General features: G+C 51.8%; 21 protein-coding genes and 1 tRNA gene. 9 read left to right on the top strand and 13 right to left on the bottom strand.

Features of this window, described 5'->3' with window-relative positions:
- Positions 1-8: 8 nt before the first annotated feature.
- The 7 genes from ASAC_RS05075 to ASAC_RS05105 form a co-directional block, all read right to left on the bottom strand.
- Positions 9-365: a 50S ribosomal protein L18e gene (locus ASAC_RS05075; protein ID WP_013266924.1), complete on the bottom strand. Its 357-nt coding sequence runs from the start codon at positions 363-365 to the stop codon at positions 9-11.
- On the bottom strand, positions 362-1,225 hold the full coding sequence (locus tag ASAC_RS05080) for a DNA-directed RNA polymerase subunit D (RefSeq protein ID WP_013266925.1): 864 nt from the start codon (positions 1,223-1,225) through the stop codon (positions 362-364). Before ASAC_RS05080 ends, ASAC_RS05075 begins: the two co-directional genes overlap by 4 nt.
- Positions 1,226-1,434: 209 nt before the next feature.
- Complete coding sequence (locus ASAC_RS05085; protein WP_013266926.1) at positions 1,435-1,830, bottom strand: 30S ribosomal protein S11; 396 nt, start codon at positions 1,828-1,830, stop codon at positions 1,435-1,437.
- On the bottom strand, positions 1,811-2,344 hold the full coding sequence (locus tag ASAC_RS05090) for a 30S ribosomal protein S4 (RefSeq protein ID WP_013266927.1): 534 nt from the start codon (positions 2,342-2,344) through the stop codon (positions 1,811-1,813). Before ASAC_RS05090 ends, ASAC_RS05085 begins: the two co-directional genes overlap by 20 nt.
- The gene (locus ASAC_RS05095) at positions 2,322-2,843 is read right to left on the bottom strand and encodes a 30S ribosomal protein S13 (RefSeq protein ID WP_013266928.1); all 522 of its coding nucleotides are present in this window, start codon (positions 2,841-2,843) and stop codon (positions 2,322-2,324) included. The genes ASAC_RS05090 and ASAC_RS05095 overlap by 23 nt, the downstream gene beginning before the upstream one ends.
- 12 nt (positions 2,844-2,855) lie before the next feature.
- Positions 2,856-3,239, bottom strand: a complete 384-nt coding sequence (gene rpl7ae / locus ASAC_RS05100) for a 50S ribosomal protein L7Ae (protein ID WP_013266929.1) — start codon at positions 3,237-3,239, stop codon at positions 2,856-2,858.
- A gap of 201 nt (positions 3,240-3,440) precedes the next feature.
- Positions 3,441-5,648, bottom strand: coding sequence for a sodium-translocating pyrophosphatase (locus tag ASAC_RS05105; protein ID WP_013266930.1), 2,208 nt, complete (start codon positions 5,646-5,648; stop codon positions 3,441-3,443).
- A gap of 324 nt (positions 5,649-5,972) precedes the next feature.
- On the opposite strand from ASAC_RS05105, the gene ASAC_RS05110 reads away from it, so the two are divergent.
- Positions 5,973-6,719: a hypothetical protein gene (locus ASAC_RS05110; protein ID WP_148217164.1), complete on the top strand. Its 747-nt coding sequence runs from the start codon at positions 5,973-5,975 to the stop codon at positions 6,717-6,719.
- Positions 6,720-6,785: 66 nt separating this feature from the next.
- Positions 6,786-7,766 (top strand): aldo/keto reductase, encoded by a 981-nt coding sequence (locus ASAC_RS05115; protein WP_013266932.1) that lies wholly within the window; start codon positions 6,786-6,788, stop codon positions 7,764-7,766.
- A 1-nt stretch (position 7,767) separates the two neighbouring features.
- Here the strand turns inward: ASAC_RS05115 and ASAC_RS05120 are convergent.
- From ASAC_RS05120 to ASAC_RS05135, 4 genes are all read right to left on the bottom strand, one after another.
- A tRNA-Ala gene (locus ASAC_RS05120) sits at positions 7,768-7,840 on the bottom strand.
- 177 nt (positions 7,841-8,017) lie between these two features.
- Entirely contained in the window at positions 8,018-8,485 is a 468-nt protein-coding gene (locus ASAC_RS05125) for a hypothetical protein (protein WP_013266933.1), read from the bottom strand.
- Between the two features lie 5 nt (positions 8,486-8,490).
- On the bottom strand, positions 8,491-8,910 hold the full coding sequence (locus tag ASAC_RS05130; protein WP_013266934.1) for a hypothetical protein: 420 nt from the start codon (positions 8,908-8,910) through the stop codon (positions 8,491-8,493).
- Positions 8,911-9,237 (bottom strand): hypothetical protein, encoded by a 327-nt coding sequence (locus ASAC_RS05135; protein WP_148217165.1) that lies wholly within the window; start codon positions 9,235-9,237, stop codon positions 8,911-8,913. It lies immediately after the preceding gene.
- A gap of 253 nt (positions 9,238-9,490) precedes the next feature.
- Here ASAC_RS05135 and ASAC_RS05140 point away from each other — a divergent pair, with 253 nt between their 5' ends.
- The gene (locus ASAC_RS05140; protein WP_048812833.1) at positions 9,491-10,393 is read left to right on the top strand and encodes a protoheme IX farnesyltransferase; all 903 of its coding nucleotides are present in this window, start codon (positions 9,491-9,493) and stop codon (positions 10,391-10,393) included.
- Here the strand turns inward: ASAC_RS05140 and moaA are convergent.
- Positions 10,308-11,420, bottom strand: a complete 1,113-nt coding sequence (moaA, locus tag ASAC_RS05145) for a GTP 3',8-cyclase MoaA (protein ID WP_013266936.1) — start codon at positions 11,418-11,420, stop codon at positions 10,308-10,310. The two genes, ASAC_RS05140 and moaA, sit on opposite strands and share 86 nt — an antisense overlap.
- 229 nt (positions 11,421-11,649) lie before the next feature.
- Here moaA and ASAC_RS05150 point away from each other — a divergent pair, with 229 nt between their 5' ends.
- The 5 genes from ASAC_RS05150 to ASAC_RS07720 are packed head-to-tail and all read left to right on the top strand — an operon-like array spanning position 11,650 to position 16,386.
- Positions 11,650-12,474: a hypothetical protein gene (locus ASAC_RS05150; RefSeq protein WP_158303792.1), complete on the top strand. Its 825-nt coding sequence runs from the start codon at positions 11,650-11,652 to the stop codon at positions 12,472-12,474.
- A gap of 6 nt (positions 12,475-12,480) precedes the next feature.
- A complete protein-coding gene (locus ASAC_RS05155) occupies positions 12,481-13,800 on the top strand; it encodes a glycerate kinase type-2 family protein (RefSeq protein WP_013266938.1) in 1,320 nt (439 codons plus the stop codon).
- Complete coding sequence (locus ASAC_RS05160) at positions 13,790-14,938, top strand: RsmB/NOP family class I SAM-dependent RNA methyltransferase (protein WP_013266939.1); 1,149 nt, start codon at positions 13,790-13,792, stop codon at positions 14,936-14,938. The genes ASAC_RS05155 and ASAC_RS05160 overlap by 11 nt, the downstream gene beginning before the upstream one ends.
- Positions 14,931-15,749 (top strand): class I SAM-dependent methyltransferase, encoded by an 819-nt coding sequence (locus tag ASAC_RS05165; protein WP_013266940.1) that lies wholly within the window; start codon positions 14,931-14,933, stop codon positions 15,747-15,749. The genes ASAC_RS05160 and ASAC_RS05165 overlap by 8 nt, the downstream gene beginning before the upstream one ends.
- Entirely contained in the window at positions 15,727-16,386 is a 660-nt protein-coding gene (locus ASAC_RS07720) for a tRNA(Phe) 7-((3-amino-3-carboxypropyl)-4-demethylwyosine(37)-N(4))-methyltransferase (RefSeq protein WP_083774060.1), read from the top strand. The genes ASAC_RS05165 and ASAC_RS07720 overlap by 23 nt, the downstream gene beginning before the upstream one ends.
- Here the strand turns inward: ASAC_RS07720 and ASAC_RS07800 are convergent.
- Positions 16,283-17,308 carry a DNA primase large subunit gene (locus ASAC_RS07800; protein WP_013266941.1) on the bottom strand — a complete coding sequence of 342 codons (1,026 nt, stop codon included), beginning with the start codon at positions 17,306-17,308 and terminating at the stop codon, positions 16,283-16,285. The genes ASAC_RS07720 and ASAC_RS07800 overlap by 104 nt on opposite strands.
- A gap of 71 nt (positions 17,309-17,379) precedes the next feature.
- Here ASAC_RS07800 and ASAC_RS05175 point away from each other — a divergent pair, with 71 nt between their 5' ends.
- A complete protein-coding gene (locus ASAC_RS05175; RefSeq protein WP_013266942.1) occupies positions 17,380-18,768 on the top strand; it encodes an MmgE/PrpD family protein in 1,389 nt (462 codons plus the stop codon).
- The last annotated feature ends 36 nt before the right edge of the window (positions 18,769-18,804 follow it).

Here is an 18,804-nt window from a genome sequence, read left to right on the forward strand (position 1 = left end):
TGAACACCTCACACCAGTACCTTAACCTTGGTGTAGTCCTGCACCTCATTCACGGCGTCCCTGAGGGTTAAAATTCTTCCTCCCGCAGATGTTATTTGCTGCGCGGCCTTAGCCGAGAACGTGAAAGCTGCGACCGTGACCTTTTTATTTAACTTCCCCGTGCCTAACACCTTGCCGGGCACTATTATAAAGTCCCCATCTGACGCGTACCTGTTTATCTTGCTTAGGTTTACCTGAGGGCGCCTCCTGGCTGGTCTGCTCAGGAGCTCGGCAACTCTTCCCCAGACGGGCTTCTCCCTAGCCTTGGACCTAAGCAGCCTGAGAGTTTCAATCATAGTCTCATTTGTAGTCACTACCCTCCTCATTTGGGTCCTACCTCCTCCACAACCTGCGCCTCCTCAAGCTCCTTTAACAGCTTATCTGCCTTCCTTGCGAGACAGTTTGTGGCCTCCCATATAATCCTTGCGGGTTCAAGGGCTCCAGTGGACTCCACCGTTAAGTAAAGCTTTGAGGGATCGTAGACGACCTTTATGGCGCCCTTACAGCTCTCCTCCTCACAGTACCTTAAGGCGCTGGTGTTGACTTTATAGTTCAGCTCCAGCCGGCCAGCGCTACCGCCCTTAATGGCTCCAACAAGGTCCTGGTAGGCCGAGATGCACTCCAGGCATTCAGATGTTACTTTTGATGGGTCATACTCGACGTGCACTGAGTACCTGAGGACCGCTACTGAGGCCGGGCTCCACTTGCCGTGTTCGTAGCCCCTGCCTAGCCTTGCGTATCCGACTAAATGAATTCTTTGCCCGGGCGCCAGGTACACTATGGGCGTCTCAGGATAGATAGGCCTTATGTCAGGGTCTGAGAACTTTAGGTCTGATGCCTTTACATAGACGCCGCTGGCGGCGTCCTGAGGGACCTCATACTCCAGGTACACCTGGGCAAAACAGTGAGAGTCGTTCTCGCTAGCGTTAGAGCACTCCTCAGGTGAGCCATACTTCCTGAGGGCTTCGTCAGACCTAAGGACCAAGAGTCCAAGCCTGTGAGCTATTATTTCGTCGTAGACGCTACTCTCATTGTCATAAAAGTACACGAAATCGACCGCCATGGTAGGGACTTCTGAGAGCGCAAGCCTCCTGAGAGCGTTGCCATAGGCCACAGGGAAGCCCTCCATAGACACGGTTATCCTGCTGTTGCCGAGCTCCACTATGCTAACCTTCTGGTCCTGCATCAGCTGTTCCCACAACGGCTAGGATAGGTTTCAGTTATAAGTTGTAGGTAGTTCCGATGCAATTGAGACCAAACCGCCGTAGCGCAGCCCGAGGGCTAAACTCCCTGGGCTTTTAGTGCGGCCTCTCGTGACAGAGGGGCTAACGCAGCCCTGATAAAAGAGGCAAAAGTGCAAAGGTGTAAGGCCATGTAAAAATGCGAGTAATTGGTTCAGACCCTCCTTCCCCTTCTTCCTCCAGGCCTCCTTGTGGTGTCGTGAGGTATAGGGGTCACGTCCTCTATCCTTCCTACAACAAAGCCCGCCCTAGCGAGCGCCCTTATGGCGGCCTGGGCTCCAGGTCCTGGGGTCTTGGGACCGTGGCCCCCTGGGGCTCTGACCTTGATGTGTATGGCTGTTATTCCTCTGTCCATGGCCGTCTGCGCGGCCCTGGCGGCTCCAAGCATGGCTGCATACGGGGATGGCTTCTCGCGGTCAGCTTTAACTACCATACCGCCCGATATCCTTGCTGCCGTCTCAGCGCCGCTCATGTCAGTTATGTGAATAATTGTGTTGTTAAAGCTACTGTATATGTGAGCTACTCCCCACTTAAGCTCCCTGAGCGACATCCTGCTCACCACCGGACTGCTGCGCGCTCGCCCTTAGCGGGCTTCCTGGGGCTATTTCTATTCTATCCTCCTCATCACGTGGGACGATGTAGCCTGGGCTCGTGACTCTCCTGCCGTTGATAGCTATATGCCCATGAGTTACCAGCTGCCTTGCCTGATAAATAGTCTTTGCTAGCCCCTTCCTGTAAACCAGCGTCTGAAGCCTCCTCTCAAGCACGTTCTCCGCTGTAAGCCCAAGCACGTCGTCCAGCACCGCGTCCTTGCCCACGAGTCCCATCCTGTACAGCGTGTCCAGTAAGTTCTTAGCTGCTATAGACCTCTCCTGCTCTGGCAGGGCCAGGAGGGACCTTGCCCTCAGCCTGAAGTTCCTCACTATAGACTCAGCTATCCAGACCTCCCTCTTGTTCCTAAGCCCATACTTACCTATCAGCTCTAGCTCGTGCTGAAGCCTGTCCTTTATCCAGGGGTGACCTGGGGTCAACCACTTATGTCTACTTTTCTTGGGATCCCCCACTGCTGCTCACCTTACCCCCTTCACCACCAGCTCCTGGGACGGCCGCGGCCCTCTTAACGCCTACAGTCATTCCGGTCCTTCCAGTGGTGTGGGTCTTCTGGCCCCTGACTTTATATCCTAACTTGTGCCTAACCCCGCGCCAGGATCCTATCTTTATCTCCCTGTCTATGTCACGCCTTGCAACGAATATCAGTTCAGCGCCTACTAAGTGTTTGTCCTGGCCGCTCTCATAATCCTTCCTTCTGTTATAAAGCCAGGAAGGCAGGCTGAGGCGCGTTAGGTCGTTAACCGCGTCCTCCAGCCTCTTTATGACGTCAGGCTGAAGGTAGCCTATGCGGGCCGTGGGGTCTATTCCGAGCTTTCTAGCTATGGCAAGGGCGGTAGCGTAGCCTATGCCCTTTATTCTAGAGAGTCCGTAGATTACAGTGTCTTCCCCTGGTATGTCCGTGTTTGCAATCCTTACAACCTGTGTAAAGGACGTTGACTCCCTCTTGGACATGCCCTAGTTACCTCACTTACCTGACTTAGACCTGAGCTCCTTTACCCTGTCTATTACTTTCTTTAGATCCTCGCCCGCTTCACCGGGATCTACTATCGCCACGCTGGCGGCCGCCACGTCTATCTTGACTGCCTCACCAAGCCTCTTCTTGCTGGGGACGTAGACGAAGGGTATCTTCTTGCTGTCACATAGAAGCGGCAGGTGCTCGACTATCTCAGGTGGATCAACATCAGTAGCTATCACCACTAGCTTTGCCGTACCACGCTCTACCGCCTTGGTGGTCTCGTTAGTGCCCTTCTTTACCTTGCCAGTTTCCCTTGCCTTAGTTACAAGCTTATACACGTCCTCCGCTAGATCGTCCGGCACCTCAAACAGCACGTAGCTGGGCTTAGACATAGACCCTCATCCTCCTCCTAGCGTCGCTACGAATTCACCGCTGAGACGGGTTTAAAAGAATAACTAGCCTTTAATAAGTCGAAAGTAACCCATGGCCCTTAACTTGCGGGAGGTCTTCAAAGGAAGGCCTCTAGTCATTAAAAGGAAGGAGAACATGTTCGTTTTGATTATATTAATTAACTTCAAGATAGCTTAGATCTATTACAACGCAAGGAGTCCATGCACTAACATCCATACACCTAGGCTTGCGTTGGCGGCAACTATCATGGGCGCGAAGACCACCGAGAGAGTGTTAAGAACCTTTATTAATGGGTTCATCGATGGACCTGTGGTGTCCTTGAAGGGATCTCCCACGGTGTCACCAACCACTGCGGCTTTATGCGCATCGCTGCCCTTGCCTCCAAGCTTTGGATCAAGCCCGGCCTCTATGTATTTCTTAGCATTGTCCCAGGCGCCCCCAGCGTTAGCCATTAGCAAAGCCCTTGGAACGCCAACCAATATAGCGCCCATGATAAGCCCTGCTATGGCCTGCCATCCAAGCAGGAGGCCGGCGGCAACAGGCGCTATTATGGCCACCAGCACTGGCATCATGAACTCCTGTAAGGCCCTTCTTGTAGCTATGTCTACAACCCTGGCGTAGTCGGGCTTCTCCTTCCACTCCATTATGCCTGGCCTCTCTCTGAACTGCCTCCTTATCTCCTCGACTATCTCCATCGCGGTCTTTCCTACAGCTCCAAGGGTTCTGCTGGCAAGCACATAAACTACTACGGCACCTATCAGTGCGCCGATGAGCACGTTAGGATTAATCACGCTTATGCCATTTAACAGGTCAACGGGGTCCGCTACATACTTCCCTGCAACGCTTATAACTTCAAATATGAAGCCTATGAACAGGACCAGCGCTGCCATAGCGGCGCTGCTTATGGCGTATCCCTTGGTTGTCGCCTTAGTGGTGTTTCCCACGGCATCAAGAACGTCAAGCCTGTCCCTCACCTCCTCCGGCAGGCTCGCCATCTCGGCCACGCCAGCAGCGTTGTCGCTGACCGGTCCGAAGGAGTCAGCAGTTATTATTATGCCGGCCACCGACAGCAGGCCTACGGAGGCAAGGGCCGTCCCATATATGCCGGCGAGGAAGCCTGAGTATCCGCTGAGGACGCTGCTAGACACCAGCGAGCTGAAGGCGAAGTACCCGAGGGCGTAGGTCAGGCCCAGCACGAACGCTATTAGTAGAATTACAGGTATGGCGCTTATTAGGCCATAAGCGTAGCCTGTAACTATTACGGTAGCGGGGCTTATTAGGGCCTGATTGGCTATATCCTTGACTGGTTTGTATGTGTAGTGCGTGTAGTAGCCGGTAAGCGCAAGCACCAGGGGGGCCACCACCGCCCCCAGGGAGGCCGCCAGCGGGGCTACCAGGGCCACCTTAAGGCCTAGGTTACCGAGCAGCGCCACACTGACTATGAAGAAGAGCGCTATGGATATCGCTATGGTCTCATATATGTCGATCGATATCGCAGTGAGGGGGTGCTGGGATCCCTTCAGCCTCAGTATCGAGATCCCGACGAAGGTCGCTATCAGGGCCAGGGCGCCGTAAAGCAATGGCAGCACGACGAGCTGTGGGTATGTGGCTGACCAACCCATTATCCATGAAAGGAATATGGCACCTGTCACTATGACTATGTATGACTCGAAGACGTCGGCGGCCATGCCAGCCACATCGCCTACGTTATCGCCCACGTTGTCGGCTATAACTCCGGGGTTCCTTGGGTCGTCCTCAGGTATGCCCTTCTCCACCTTGCCTACAAGGTCAGCGCCGAGGTCCGCAGCCTTGGTGTAAATGCCCCCACCTACCCTCATGAAGAGGGTGACGAGGCTGGCGCCGAAGGCCATAGATACTAGGGCCAGAGCCCATGAGCTTGGTATTATTGAAGTGAAGCCCATGTAGAGGGCGCTTATAAGGAACAGCGCAATACCTGCAAGTGAAAGCCCCATTACAGCGCCGGCACGCCAGGCCACCCTGAGCGAGGCGAAGGCGCTGTTCCTGGCGGCCATTGCGGCCCTTGAGGCAGACCTAGTAGTCACGTACATGCCTATGTAGCCTGCGGCCATAGAGCCTAAAGCGCCAACTATGAACGCTGCAGCGGACGACCCTCCTAACGTGTAGCTGTGATTAACTGCCGAGATGCCTATACCTATTATTATTGCCAGCGCCACCAGCACTATGGAGAGAGTCCTATACTGTCGGAACAAGTAGGCCTTGGCGCCGCTCGCAATAGCATCAGATATGAACTTGATGTTCTCAGGCCCTGGGTCTTGGGAGAGCACCCACCTGGCAAGCCAAATAGCTATAACTATGCTTACGAAGCCCACCACTGCGCTAACAGAGGCTATCAATAAGTCTATTTTCATGCATGACGACACCATGCATATTAAGAAAATGAAAGTAGGGGGTTAAAAACTTTCTTAACTCACCATTAATACACACATTCTCTTATACAGTTTCTAGGATTCGCGTCTCCAGTTGCTTGCTCGCCTTTATCTTTTTCTCGGCAAGCTGTAACTACGAGGCGGCATCAGGTAAGGCCTGCAGCCTCAGAGCCACTGTCAGAGGGCAGAATGTAATATTTTCCTGGGGCCTACAGCATAAGGGTGAGAGGGCTGCTCTCCACGGTCAAAAGGTCTTTAATGCTTACGCTATCAGCTCCCATTAAGCCTGGGGCCGTCCACAGGCTTATGCCTGATAGCGACTTTGAGAGGAGGCTATACGAGGTCGTGGAGGTGGTTCCATACATAGATGAGGCCTACAAAAGGTCCCAGCTTGTTGCCGAAGGGAGGCTCTCCTCAAAGGACCTAGGGCTAGGCGCAATAATTGGCAAAGCGCTAAGATCGGCCTTTGACGCAAGCGGCGAGCTTCCCCTTGTGGGCCTTTGGAGCGCCGCCGTGGTAGCTGGGGCCGTGGAAGGCTACTCGGAGTCCGCCAACCTGAAAATGCCTGATAACCTTAAAGTTGTAACCACCAGGCTGCTCTATGGCAGCTCTCTGTATGACGTTGAAGCGTTCATAGAATCTCTGAGCGATGTAGGCGACTCTGACCTGCTTCAGTTCCTTGAGAATAATGGAATATCCCCGAGCAACGTGCAGCTTAGGGCCCCTACCCTTGGCGATCTCTTCGAAATAGCTCAGGGGCTCGACAGGGGATTTATGATAAACGCTAAAGGCGTTGAACAGCTTATAGGACTAGTTAAGCTCTTTGACGAAGTAAAAGGCGTCATAGCCGGTATTGTTAAGGTTTATATGCAGCTCGCCAGTGAAGTCGTCAAAGGCTCGGGCATTGCTTTAACCTCCAGGTCCCTGGACCCTGGCCTCCTTCTTAAACTTGATAAAGCCCTAGTCCAAGACAGGGCTACGCTTAATAGAGTTCTTGGCGGCGTGTTCCTTACTTCATATATCTATGGCACTACCAAAGGGTTAGCAATCTAAGAGCTCACCGTCGCGTAAGTACAAGAAATTAATGCCGCGCCCTGAGACGGCCCTTAATGACGATCCATGAACTATAGGAGGCTCCCGAACGGCCTAGAGGTTTCCGAGCTGGGCGTCGGCGTTTGGTCACTTGTCACTGACGAGTGGGGCGCCGATACCAGCATAGCAGAGGATATCATTAAGGAGGCCCTAAACCTAGGCATAAACTTTTTTGACACGGCGGATGTTTATGGCAGAGGCAGAGGGGAGGAGATCCTTCACAGATCTCTAGGTCCAAAGATAAGTAACGTCGTTATTTTAACAAAGATAGGCCTTGACTTTTACGGATGTGGCGGCGTAAAACCCAACTTCAACGTAGATTACCTTAGAGTGGCGCTATCCAGGTCCCTCGAAAGGCTCGGAGTTGGATACGTTGACATACTTATGCTACATAACCCTGTCATGAATGTAATTAAGAGCCGTGATGTCTTCGAGTTTTTGAGGGAAGTCAAGAGGAGCGGTGAGGCAAAGATGGTAGGTGTCGCGCTGGGGCCCACGCTAGGCTGGGGCGAGGAGGGCAAGGCCGCCGTTTACATGGGTTACGAGGCGCTTGAGCACATATTCAACGCAATTGAGCAGCTTCCAGGGCTTGAGCTGCTCAAATTTGACGGCGTTGCTCAGTTCATCAGGGTGCCACACGCCTCAGACGTGCTCGACGAGGAGAGGTGGCCCCTGAAGCAAAGTCCAAGCCTTCACAGAAGCCTTAAGAGCTACTCATGGATTCAGCGCGCTTTGGCTGAATCGAAGGGTCTAGAAGATATTGCTAACAGAGCGGGGCTTAAGCTTTATGAGCTAGCCCTAAAGTATGTCCTTGCATATGAAAACGTGAGCTCTGTTCTGCCTAACATAACTTCAAGGCATGACCTTCAAAGGTTTGTAAACGCCGTGGAAAAGCCGCCTCTGGATAAGAGCGCAGTTGAGGAGGTGCTCTCCTATTGGAAGTCGCACCTTCTTGACTTAAACTATGAAAGTATTAACGAGACCGACAGGTTTAAACGGCAAGAGTAGGTGGACCGGCCGGGATTTGAACCCGGGACCTCCGCCGTGCGAGGGCGGCGCTCTTCCAGCTGAGCTACCGGCCCACTTGCCGGTCCACCCAGCTACTCTTGATTAGGACATCTTATAAACGTTAGCGCACCAAAATCAAACTATATCGTGATGAAGCCCTGCGCTCTCGAAGGTCTCAACTTACTACGCTCGACCTCGAGCTCTTTCGTCAGTTGTGTCCATTTACCGGCATTGCATTAGGTTGCGTAGGCCTAACTGCTGTGGTAAAGGAAGTATTCCGCAAACGGCAATATTGCAAGGGGAAGCGAAATAGCCAGGAGAAACGCAAGTATCAGGGGGTAAATGCCTATAGATACGTACACCGTTTCATAGGCGGTTAGCTCAAGGGATATCCTTATGTAGCCTCCAGGCATAATGTAGTTAACAAGATACACTATTACTAATACCCCCAAGAGGGAGTCCAAGGACTTTAGGAAGGGACTTATTACTTCATCTTTAAATATTCTGCTGGCCACCGCCAGGGCTTCAAAGATGGCTACGTATGTTATTACTATGCCCTCCGGATACGCACTAGTTAGGTAGCTTAGGTAGCCTTCCACGCCGGCTTGATGAATTATAAAACCCAAGATAAAGGGAACCAAGAACATATAAAGTATCACGTAAAGGAGTCCATCAATGACGCCTTTAAGCGCCTCTATCGTCGCCTCCCTTAAGTTCATTGACGTCACCCTCCGTTGAGCTTTGCCTTGAGGCTTAGAGTGATGGGATATATACCATAAATATTTCCGCTAAGTACAAACGTTACGGAGGAGGCGTTCTCCAGGTAACCCAAAGGTATGCACGCGTAGAAGCTTTCTCCTTGTGATAAAGCGGCCTTGGCCACAGTTATGTTAATCTCGTCGCCGTTGGCCAGGGCAAGAGATAGTCTAAAGTATGCCGGATAAAGAGGCGCGGCTCCATTATATGTAACCGTAAGCTTCTCTGAGCTCTTATTGCAGGGAGGCGCCCCTGTCATAGGCGATGCCGTTATGTTCAACAGGCCTTTTTGTGACGTGGCAGAGTATACGAAATCTACTAAGGGATAGGCCATCACAAAGACTATTACAAGACCTGTTATTATAAACATAGCCCTAAGGCTAACCATTTACTTGCTTCCCCTCAGGAGTTCGACGCCCTTACCAAGTATTATTGAGCCTGCAGCTAATGCTATGCTAAGGAAGACGACCATTATTAGAATGACTATTATCAAGTCTGCATATGCGCCCAGAGCCCCAAGGGTAGAGTTAGCCGAGGCGCTGGTCTGAAGATAGCTCAAAGCGCCACCAAATGTAGACTTGAACTTTTCTACGTTTTGCACAGAAAGGTAGGCCGCCACTGCGAAGTAAAACACTGTGAGCATCAAGGCCAGACCCACGCCTACAAGACCCAGGCCTAGTCCTTTATTTTGACTGCCTTCAGTTGATGATCCCATTTAAATTCCCCGAGTAGCTTTGTTAGCATTATTTAAAAAGGTTTATTTATCTGCAAGGCCGCTGACGTGAAGCTAAAGGACTTCATAACGTTTTAAGAGACATAGCCCTAGGAGGTCACTAAAACTTAAGCTAACGATCCACGTCTTTAGTGTTAACGCACCCCCAGCTCCTACTGCAACTCTTAGGCGCAAATACAGGTATTGACAGACATTATTTAATATGTACCGTAACATCAGTTCTCAAGGGCCAAGCATGAGCATCTTATCAAAAACAAGGTATGTAATTGAGATGATGAAGCCTCCTCAGCTAGGGCTACTGACATTTACAGCCTACAGCGCTTACTTTGCGGCTGGGGGCTCCCTCGATGCCATCAAGCTGCTATTACTTGCCATAACATCACTTGGCTCCATAGGCGGCATAACAGCCCTTAACATGGTCCTGGAAGCTGATATAGACTCTGTAATGGATAGAACCAGAAAGAGGCCCATACCGTCTGGTAAGCTCAGCCACCGCGAAGGTCTTGCGGCGTCACTGGCCATGATAGCGATAGGGGCGGCCGCCGCCCTGGCCCTTAACTTCTACGTGCTACTAGCAGTTCTGCTGGCGTTCCTCTTCGATATACCAGTTTACACTATACTACTGAAGAGAAGGAGCCCCCTGAACATAATCTTTGGTGGCATCGCTGGCGTCATGCAAGTATTAGGGGGGTGGGCCGCCGCCGCCGGCAGCTATAGCTTAGCCGCCCTTTTCCTTGCCCTGGCAGTCTTAGCATGGATACCAATGCACATATGGTTCATAGTGTACTATTATTATGACGACTACAGAAGGGCAAGGATACCCATGTACCCTGTCGTCGCGTCGCCCAGGAAGGTTTCAGCAGTTGTAATAGGGTTCTTAGCCGTGATGTTAGCCAGCATGTGGCTCTACTGGGCTGTAACCTCCAAGGGGCTGCTGGGCGACATTCTGCTCACGCCGTTAACTGGCATGGCCGCCTACAAGATCTACAGGTTTTCCAGCTCGCCTAGTAAAGAGGCCGCTAAATCTATATTCATACTTGCCAATCCAACTCTCATAGTTGCTTTCCTGTTTGCTCCCCTAGCGGTACCTCACGCGGCAGCGCCGTTGGCCCAGCTGGGGTCGTTGCCATTGACATAACCTTCTTAGGCAATGCAAGCCTACCGGCGACATTATAGGAAGTTAGGGTGTGGCCATCGCCGCCAAGAGGCCACATGTAGAAGGGCTTCCTTAACTGATTGACCTTAATTAGGGCCTTTACCACGCCATCTATGGCCTCCTCTTTAGTCCTCGCCTCCCTGAGCACTCTAAGTATGTTGACGCCTGGGCCCATGTAATTTATGCAGGGAGTCAGACGGCCGTCCGAGAGCAGCCTAACTCTCCGGCAACCGGCGCAGAAGAGTGGATTATTGAACGGCTTTACAACCTCCACCGTGACGCCGTTCTTAAGAATATAGATGGGTCTATTATGAAGGGGCCTCAGCACCACCTTGCTGCTGTACTCCTTAAGCTTGGACTCCAGATAGGATAAGTCAACGTGCATATCTTTGAAGACTCTAAGGCCTTCGTTTACAGGCTGAAGCTCTATCAGCTGAACTGCTACTCCCCTGCTAGAGGCGAAATCTATAATGTCCCACACGTCGTTAACGTTAACTTTGGTTACCGTGACGTTCACTTTTACCTTAAGTCCTACATCCAAGGCTCTCTCTATGCCATCAATTACGCGATCAAGGCCGTCAACCCCAGTTATTATCTTATAATGTTCCCTGTCAAGCGAGTGAAGAGATACGTTAACCCTTCTCAGACCTGAATCGTAGAGGGCCTTAGCGTAGGCGGAGAGGAGGTAACCGTTAGTCGTCATCGATATGTCCGCATCAGGACCTGACGCATCCCTTATGTTAGATATTATGGAAGCTATGTCGCTCCTCACCAGCGGTTCCCCGCCAGTTATTTTGAATGCCCTTATACCGAGTCTGCCGGCCGCAGCGGCCACTACATAGTAATCATCTGACTTGAGCTGAGGCGGGCTGGTTCCTATTCTGGCGGGACCACCAGAGGGGTCACCCTCTATGTGGCAGAAGAAGCACCTGTAGTTGCACTCCCTCGTCACGGCTATTCTAAGGTTGTCAAGCGGCCTGCCATAGGCATCGCTGACATGCGCACCCAAGGCTAGTCCCATTAATCTTAAATCATTGGAGGTTAAATTCAGGAACACGAGCGAGCTCCATCAGGGCACCAAAACTGTTACAGTGTATTAAAGTCCCGGCGCTGTGAGCACTCTTAGGGCTAGGGCCTTGTTAACCGGAGTGATAGCCTCCCTTGTGTCAGCTGACATGAACAGGGCGCAAGAGTTAGCCGGTTCCATAGCAAAACTTAATGATAAGGGGCATCTTCTCATGTACTACAAGAGGCTCTCTGAGGAAAAACTCTTATCCATAATAGTGCCCACAGAATACCCAGCCACGATCATCAATGCGGCTATATCCATGTCCCTAGCCGATATAGGCGTTGTGGTTACAGGGTATGAAATGGATTGGAGGGATGGAGAGCTTCTAACGCTTGTTGATGCCTCATCTTCGCAGCTTGGATTGGCGGCGGCTGACTCTAAAGAGAGTATAGAGAAGTTGGTAAATAGCAGCGGCCTGAGGCTTAGCACGCTGAGCACATCAGACTTTGCTGTATCCCTATTAACACATGGAGAGAAACTGTCGTCTCATGATGAAGGCTATGTATTCATAGACCGGGCGTTCCTAGTCAAGGGTGTCGGGCCTGTCATCCTTGGCTACACTAAAATGAACGTCTATGTACATGATAAGCTTTATGCAGTGCCCATAAACAAACAGATTGAAATAAAAAGCATAGAGGTGCTTGATGAGGAAATGGACTCTGTGGGGCCTGGCGTCAGAATAGGTTTTGCCGTCAAAGGAGCCGAAGTTGACGAACTTAAGGAAGTCTATGCTCTGGTGCCCGACCTGTCTAAAACTGTCAATAAACTAACCCTAAGAGTAAAGGCGTATCCTTGGACTGAGGTGCCGAGTTCCGGGACATTACATGTAGTGGGCGGAGGGACGGCCGTGATGGCAAACATAGATAGGTACGATAATGGTTCTATAGAGCTCTCTCTATCCAAACCCCTTCCATTACTTGACAAGTACCTGTTGGTCAACGTGAATGCAAAACAAAAGCGCTCAAGGGTGCTTGGCTATCTATTCCCTGGATGATATACTATGAGGCCTGCGCAGCTCAAGGAGAAAATTATAAACGTTTCATTAAATTCCTCTTCACTTTACAGCAAGGTCAAGTCTAAGGCCCGTGAACTTGCAGAGTTCCTAAAAGAAGGCTACTTAGTCATATCCATGGGCAAAGCGTCCATGACCATGTTCAAGGGCTTCATTGACGGCAGCGGCCTAGAGCCTATTGAAGGCCTTATAGTAAAGCCTAGGGGCCTTGGCTATGACGTCGCCCTCGATAAAATAGATGTCATTGAGGCGGGCCACCCGTTGCCTGATGAGGGTAGCCTGAGGGCCGGGGAGAAGGCCCTAACGATAGCCAGGAGGGCCGGGGAGCTCGGGAGGCCTTTAGTGGTCCTAGTGTCAGGCGGAGGCTCAGCAATGGTCGAAAGCCCCATTGAAGGCGTTAGCCTCGGAGACTTGGTAACTATTAACAGGCTCCTCCTAAACTCTGGGGCCTCTATATCGGAGATAAATGTAGTAAGAAGGCACCTCTCAAGGGTCAAGGGGGGAGGCCTGGTCAAGGCATCTGGCAACGTTGAAGTCTATGGCCTCTACGCCAGCGATGTTCCAGGGGATTTCCTAGAGGACATAGCCTCGGGGCCTACGGCGCCTGACCCTACGACGTTTCACGACGCACTAGAAGTCCTGAAAAGATATGAGCTATTAGATCGGGCCCCAGAGGGCGTTGTCAAAGTTCTTCGAAAAGGCGAGGAGGGAGCCCTTGAGGAGACCTTAAAGCCTGGAGATCCGCGACTTAGAAGGGTAACTAACGTAATAGTTGCCAGCGCCTTTGATGTAGTAAATGGCGTGGCTAAAGCTCTCTCTGAGGAGGGCTACAATACCATTATATTGACGACGACGGCCCAGGGAGAGTCAAGGGAAGTAGGTAAGTTCCTGGCATCAATAACATTTGATATCATTAGGAAAGGTGTGCCGTTGAGGCCGCCGGCAGCCATAGTAGTCGGCGGCGAAACGAGCGTCAGCGTTAAAGGTCACGGCCTTGGAGGAAGGAACCAGGAGCTTGCGCTCTCTTGGGCTCTTGAGCTGAGGAGGCTTGGCATACGCGGGGATGATGCCTTAATGATAGCGCTGGCAACAGACGGAATAGATGGTCCTACGGACGCCGCTGGCGCAGCCATAACTCCTGGCTCTATAGACCTAATGTATAGGTCTGGCGTAAACCCTGTAAAGGCGCTGATTGAGAACGACAGTTACCACGCCCTGGCCAGTGTGGACGCGCTTATAAAGACAGGGCCCACTGGGTCTAACCTTAATAACGTCATCGTGATCCTAGTGAGCGGCCATGAGCATTGAGAGTTTAATCTATGATCAAGGTTTACTTGAATCGTTAGGTGCCATCTCAAGGAGAGGCGTAAGAAGTCTCCTCGAGTCTCTTCTAAGACCTCCCAGGAGGTTTTACCTGAGGGTCAACACGCTCAAAGCTGACACCACGACGATGTTAGATCTGCTTTCCGCCAGCGGCACTAGGTTCTACGTTGATGAGCAGCTCCCTTACGCCATCTGGATAGACGTGAAGGGTCCGTTTAAGGTGGACCTTCACGATAAGGTAGTGGTCGCTGATAAGAAGTCCGCCGAGTCGGTCTACGTAGGCAGCGACCTATATGGACCTGGCGTACTTAGGGCTGAGAGGGTCAAGGCAGGTGATGAGGTCACTATAGTCACTGTCGACGGCAGGCCTGTGGCGGAGGGCGTAGCCATAATGGACGGCAAAGAAATGGCCGAGCACAAGAAAGGCGTCGCAGTTAAAGTTACAAAGTCCGTCTACGCCACCCCTAAGGTCAGGGAGCTCCCGGGCTTCAACGAAGGCCTCATCTACAGCCAGAGCCTGCCAAGCATGTGGGCCGTTGCCATAGCATCGCCATCGCCGGGGGAGACGATTATTGACTTTAACGCCGCTCCTGGGGGCAAAACTAGCCTGGCAGCACAACTTGCCGGCAGAAAGTCAAGAATTATAGCAATAGATCGCGCAAGCAAGGCAGAGAAGCTCAGGGATAACCTCATCAGGCTTGGCGCTGACTGGGTCAATGTAGTAGGTGGTGACTCCAGGAGGGCCTCGTCGCTGCTTAATATTGAAGGCAAGGCCGACTTAGTGCTCATAGACCCTCCATGTACAAACCTGGGCGTAATCCCTAAGCTATATGATACCAAGAGGCTCGCCGATGCGGTAGTCCTTTCGAGGTATCAAAGGCAGTTCATAAGCGAGGCTTGGAAGGCGCTCAAACCTGGGGGGAGGCTTGTATATTCAACTTGCACCCTCACGGACGTTGAAAACGAGGCCAATGTCCTCTTTGCTATGGAGCTGGGCTTTGAGGTAACCAAGCCTTATCCAATGCCGAGAGAAGCTAGCTACAACGGGTTAGGCCTGAGGTTTTCGCCTGAGGACGGCCATCCAGGCTTCTTCATTTCGCTGATGGTGAAACCCTATGCCTGATGAAAACGTCAGGTTTAAAGTCGAGGTGATCGGTGACATAGCTATTATCAAGCCACCTCACGGAGCGAAGCCTGACCTAGAGCTAGCCAGAAGATATGGTGAGGAGCTCTTAAAGAGCCCAAGCATTAAGTCTGCGTGGCTTGCTGAAGGGCCGGTCGAAGGGCCCTACAAGGTGAGGAGCAACCTCGTGTATCTGGCTGGGGAGAGGAGGACGGAGACCATTTACAGAGAGCATGGATGCAGCTTCAAGGTAGACATAGCTAAGGACTTCATAACTCCTAGGCTAAGCTACGAACACCTGAGGGTCGCCAAACTTGTAAGGAGCGGAGAGATCATAGTGAACATGTTCGCTGGCGTCGGGATATTTTCGATAATAATAGCCAGGCACTCTGACGCAAAGCTTGTTCACAGCATAGATATTAATCCAGACGCCTTTGAAAAAATGGTAGAGAACGTCAGGCTCAACAAGGTTGAGGGGAGAGTTTTACCCTACCTTGGGGACGCTGCAAATGTTGTAGAGGAGAGGCTCAGAGGCGTCGCCAACAGAGTTCTTATGCCACTGCCCGATCTGGCCATACCTTACTTCAAGTATGCCGTAGATGCTATAGATCATGAAGGCTACGTCCACGTTTACCTTCATGTGCATGCAAGTAAAGGTGAAGACCCGGAAGAAAACGCAAGGAAGCTCTTTGCTGAGCATATAAGAAACGCCGAAAAAATCAGCTGGAGCTTTGAGGCCTCACGCATAGTAAGGATGGTAGGACCCCGCTTTTATCAGGTGGTGCTGGATGTCTATGTCAAAAAACTATGAGCTTCGTAGGACGCTCCTTGAGGAGAGGCTGATAGGATACCTAGACCCCTGCGCTGAGAGCTATCTGATGAAGTTAAACGGTCCTTTTATCAGGACTACCAGTAGTTGCACAGGCCGGATAACCATTGTTGAGGGCGAGTGGCACTGGCTCAGGGACTCAGCCAGGATCGTGTTTAAGACTCACTCAAAGATAAGCGTGTATCAGTTGGCCTCCGCGCTTGCTAAGCCCTTTGACAACCTTTGGCTTAAGGTAACGGGTCCCATAATACACGCCAGAGTTTATGGCGTTGAGACCGTGAGACAGCTTATGCTGGCGGCCAGAGAGGCCGGCTTCAAGCACAGCGGCATAATGTACATAGATGCTGATGGAAAGGAGTTCGTTGTAGAGATGCTCAGCGCCGTGCAGCTCTCCATGCCGCTTAGGTCTCAGGGCCTCTGGATAGTTAGGCCTGACTCGCTGAGCTCTATAGTTGACATGGCCAACAGCGCGCTGGAGGAGGGCTGGAGGAGGCTTGCCAGGCTATCTGAGCTGGCTATGAAGGTACAGGCTTCTTTAGTTTCGCAAGGTTCCTCCTATATGCAAGGAGAGGATGAGAAGCGCCGCAATCCGTCGGACAAAGGCCCTTGCTCTTCATAAACTTACAGCTGTAGGTCTTGTACGTGGACCCGAGGCCCGCCTCTATTAAGCTCCTGGCCAAAGCTTCTCCAGCTCCAGGGCTCAGCTTAAGTAACCTGGCCAGCTCATCCCCTATCGTCTTATAATCAACCCCAAGGGACGCTAAGAATGAGATATAGGCGTATATTTCCTCGTCAGTCTCTGCTTTCTCCTTAAGCTTTAACATACACGGCGGAAAGGCCTCAACGTTAGGCCCCTCCTGGCTAACAGACACCTTAGAGTCCTTTGCATTTAATGCGATGAGCGCCTCCTGGGTCAGCAGCAGCGGCTTGTAGTCCTCAGAGCGCACGGCATCTATTACTTTATAGATGGCCTTCTCAGATGCAAGCGATAAGAATTCCCTCAGGGTCTCCTCATCTATAAAGACGAGGCCGCCCTTCACCATTGAGTTTACCAGGGACCACCTTTCGTGGGGTACAGGGACTACAATCTTAAGGTAATCTGATATAGGGACTGCGTATCTTAGAAGTTTATAGTTTATCTTGCCATTCCTTAGCTGTGACCACGGTATCTTTACGTGGGCAAGGGTCACGTTGACTCCAAGCCTTTTTGCTAGCATGAGAAGCGTTTCCTCATCCTCCCCTTTGAGGAACTCCATGGCCCTCCTAGCCTCGGACCTTGAGAACATCTCCTCAAGCCTCTTTGAGTTGGCCGCTGCGGCCGCCGCGGCCGCTAGATAAAAGGACGCCACCTCTTCCTCAGTATTGACCCCACGGAAAACCCTTACCTTGCCCTCCCTTACTGCATCAAGGAGCCTTGTCTTGGCTAGCTCAAAGACCTTTTGATCCTCAGCCAGGTCCTTGAGTGAGACCTGGTAGCCGTAGGCCTCTGACAGGTACCTTTTGGCATCCACTATGAAGGGGTACTTTGAGTACGTGAGCAAGGCGGCTCTTCGTAACAGGTGTCTTCGTCAGACATTAATAAGGGTAAAGAGCCCTCACCTGTGGTGGTAACGTGAAGGACTTAGCCTCTCGCATAGCGAAGTGGGCCGTTGACCTTAACTTTAACAGGCTTCCAACTGAGGTTATAGAGGAGGCTAAGAAGAGAATAGCGGATACCTTAGGCGTCGCCCTTGGTGCCTTCAATGAGACCCCGCCCAGCATAGCTAGGTGGATCGCGCAGTCATCAGCTAGCTCTAGGCTGCCTGCCACAATATGGGGAACAAAGTTCATGGGGCCCGCGGACCATGTTACCTTTGCCAACGGCTGCGCTGCCAGATACTTCGATTTCAACGACACCTACCTCTCTCGCGAGGCCCTTCACCCGAGCGACAACATAGCCCCAGTTATGGCAGCCGCCGAAATTGCGGAGGCTGACGGACGTAAGGTTATAGAGGGAATAGTAGCAGCATATGAGGTCACGGCCAGGCTGGCGGATGCATATAGCGTCAGGAACAGGGGCTGGGACCACGTGCTCTACATAGCGATAGCCTCAGCCGTAGGCGCGGGCAAGGTGCTTGACCTTGACGAGGACAAGATGACCCAAGCAATAAACTTGGCCACGGTTAACGCCGCCGCCCTTAGGCAGACGAGGGCTGGGGAGCTGAGCATGTGGAAGGGGTGCGCTGCTGCTAACGCGGCGCGTAACGGCCTCTTTGCGGCTCTCCTGGCCTGGCGCGGCATGACAGGTCCCTCGCCAATATTCAGCGGTGAGTTTGGCCTCTTCAAGGTGGCCCTGGGTGGCGACACCTTCGACATACCAAAGATGGGGGGAGAGGGCAACGAGAGCTACAAGCTCCTTCAAACGAGCATAAAGTACTGGCCTGTAGAGTACCACGCCATGAGCGCTGTTGAAGCTGCTCTTAAGATAAGGCAGGAGGCAGGCTCTATAGGCCCAGACGATGTGGAATCCGTTAACGTTGAAACCTTCACTGTCGGATATAACATAATAGTTAAGGACCCTGAAAAGTGGGACCCAAGGACCAGGGAGACTGCAGATCACAGCATGCCTTATATAATAGCTGCCGCGCTGCTGGATGGCAAGGTTTGGCTGGACACCTTTAGGCCTGAGAGGTACTTAGCTGATGACGTAAGGAAGGTGCTTAAGGTAATGAAGGTCTCCATAAGTCCAGAGAGCGACAAGCTGTATCCTGAGGGCATAAGGAACTCTATAACAGTGAAGTTAAAGGACGGCCGCACCTTCACAGGGACCTCAATATATCCGCCAGGCCACTATAAGAACCCGCTGAGCAAGGAGGGCGTTGAGTCTAAGTTTAAGTCTCTAGTGGGAAGCTCCGTGCCAAACAGTAACATGGATGTTGGCCTAAGGACCATCTGGAGCTTTGAGAGGTGCTCAAATGTAAGCCTAGCCTTAAGACTCCTTTCTCGTGCTGACCAGATGTGAGCAGTACTGGCTTTAAAAATACATACTTTTCTTAAT

This window comes from Acidilobus saccharovorans 345-15 (genome assembly GCF_000144915.1).
Lineage (GTDB): Archaea > Thermoproteota > Thermoprotei_A > Sulfolobales > Acidilobaceae > Acidilobus > Acidilobus saccharovorans.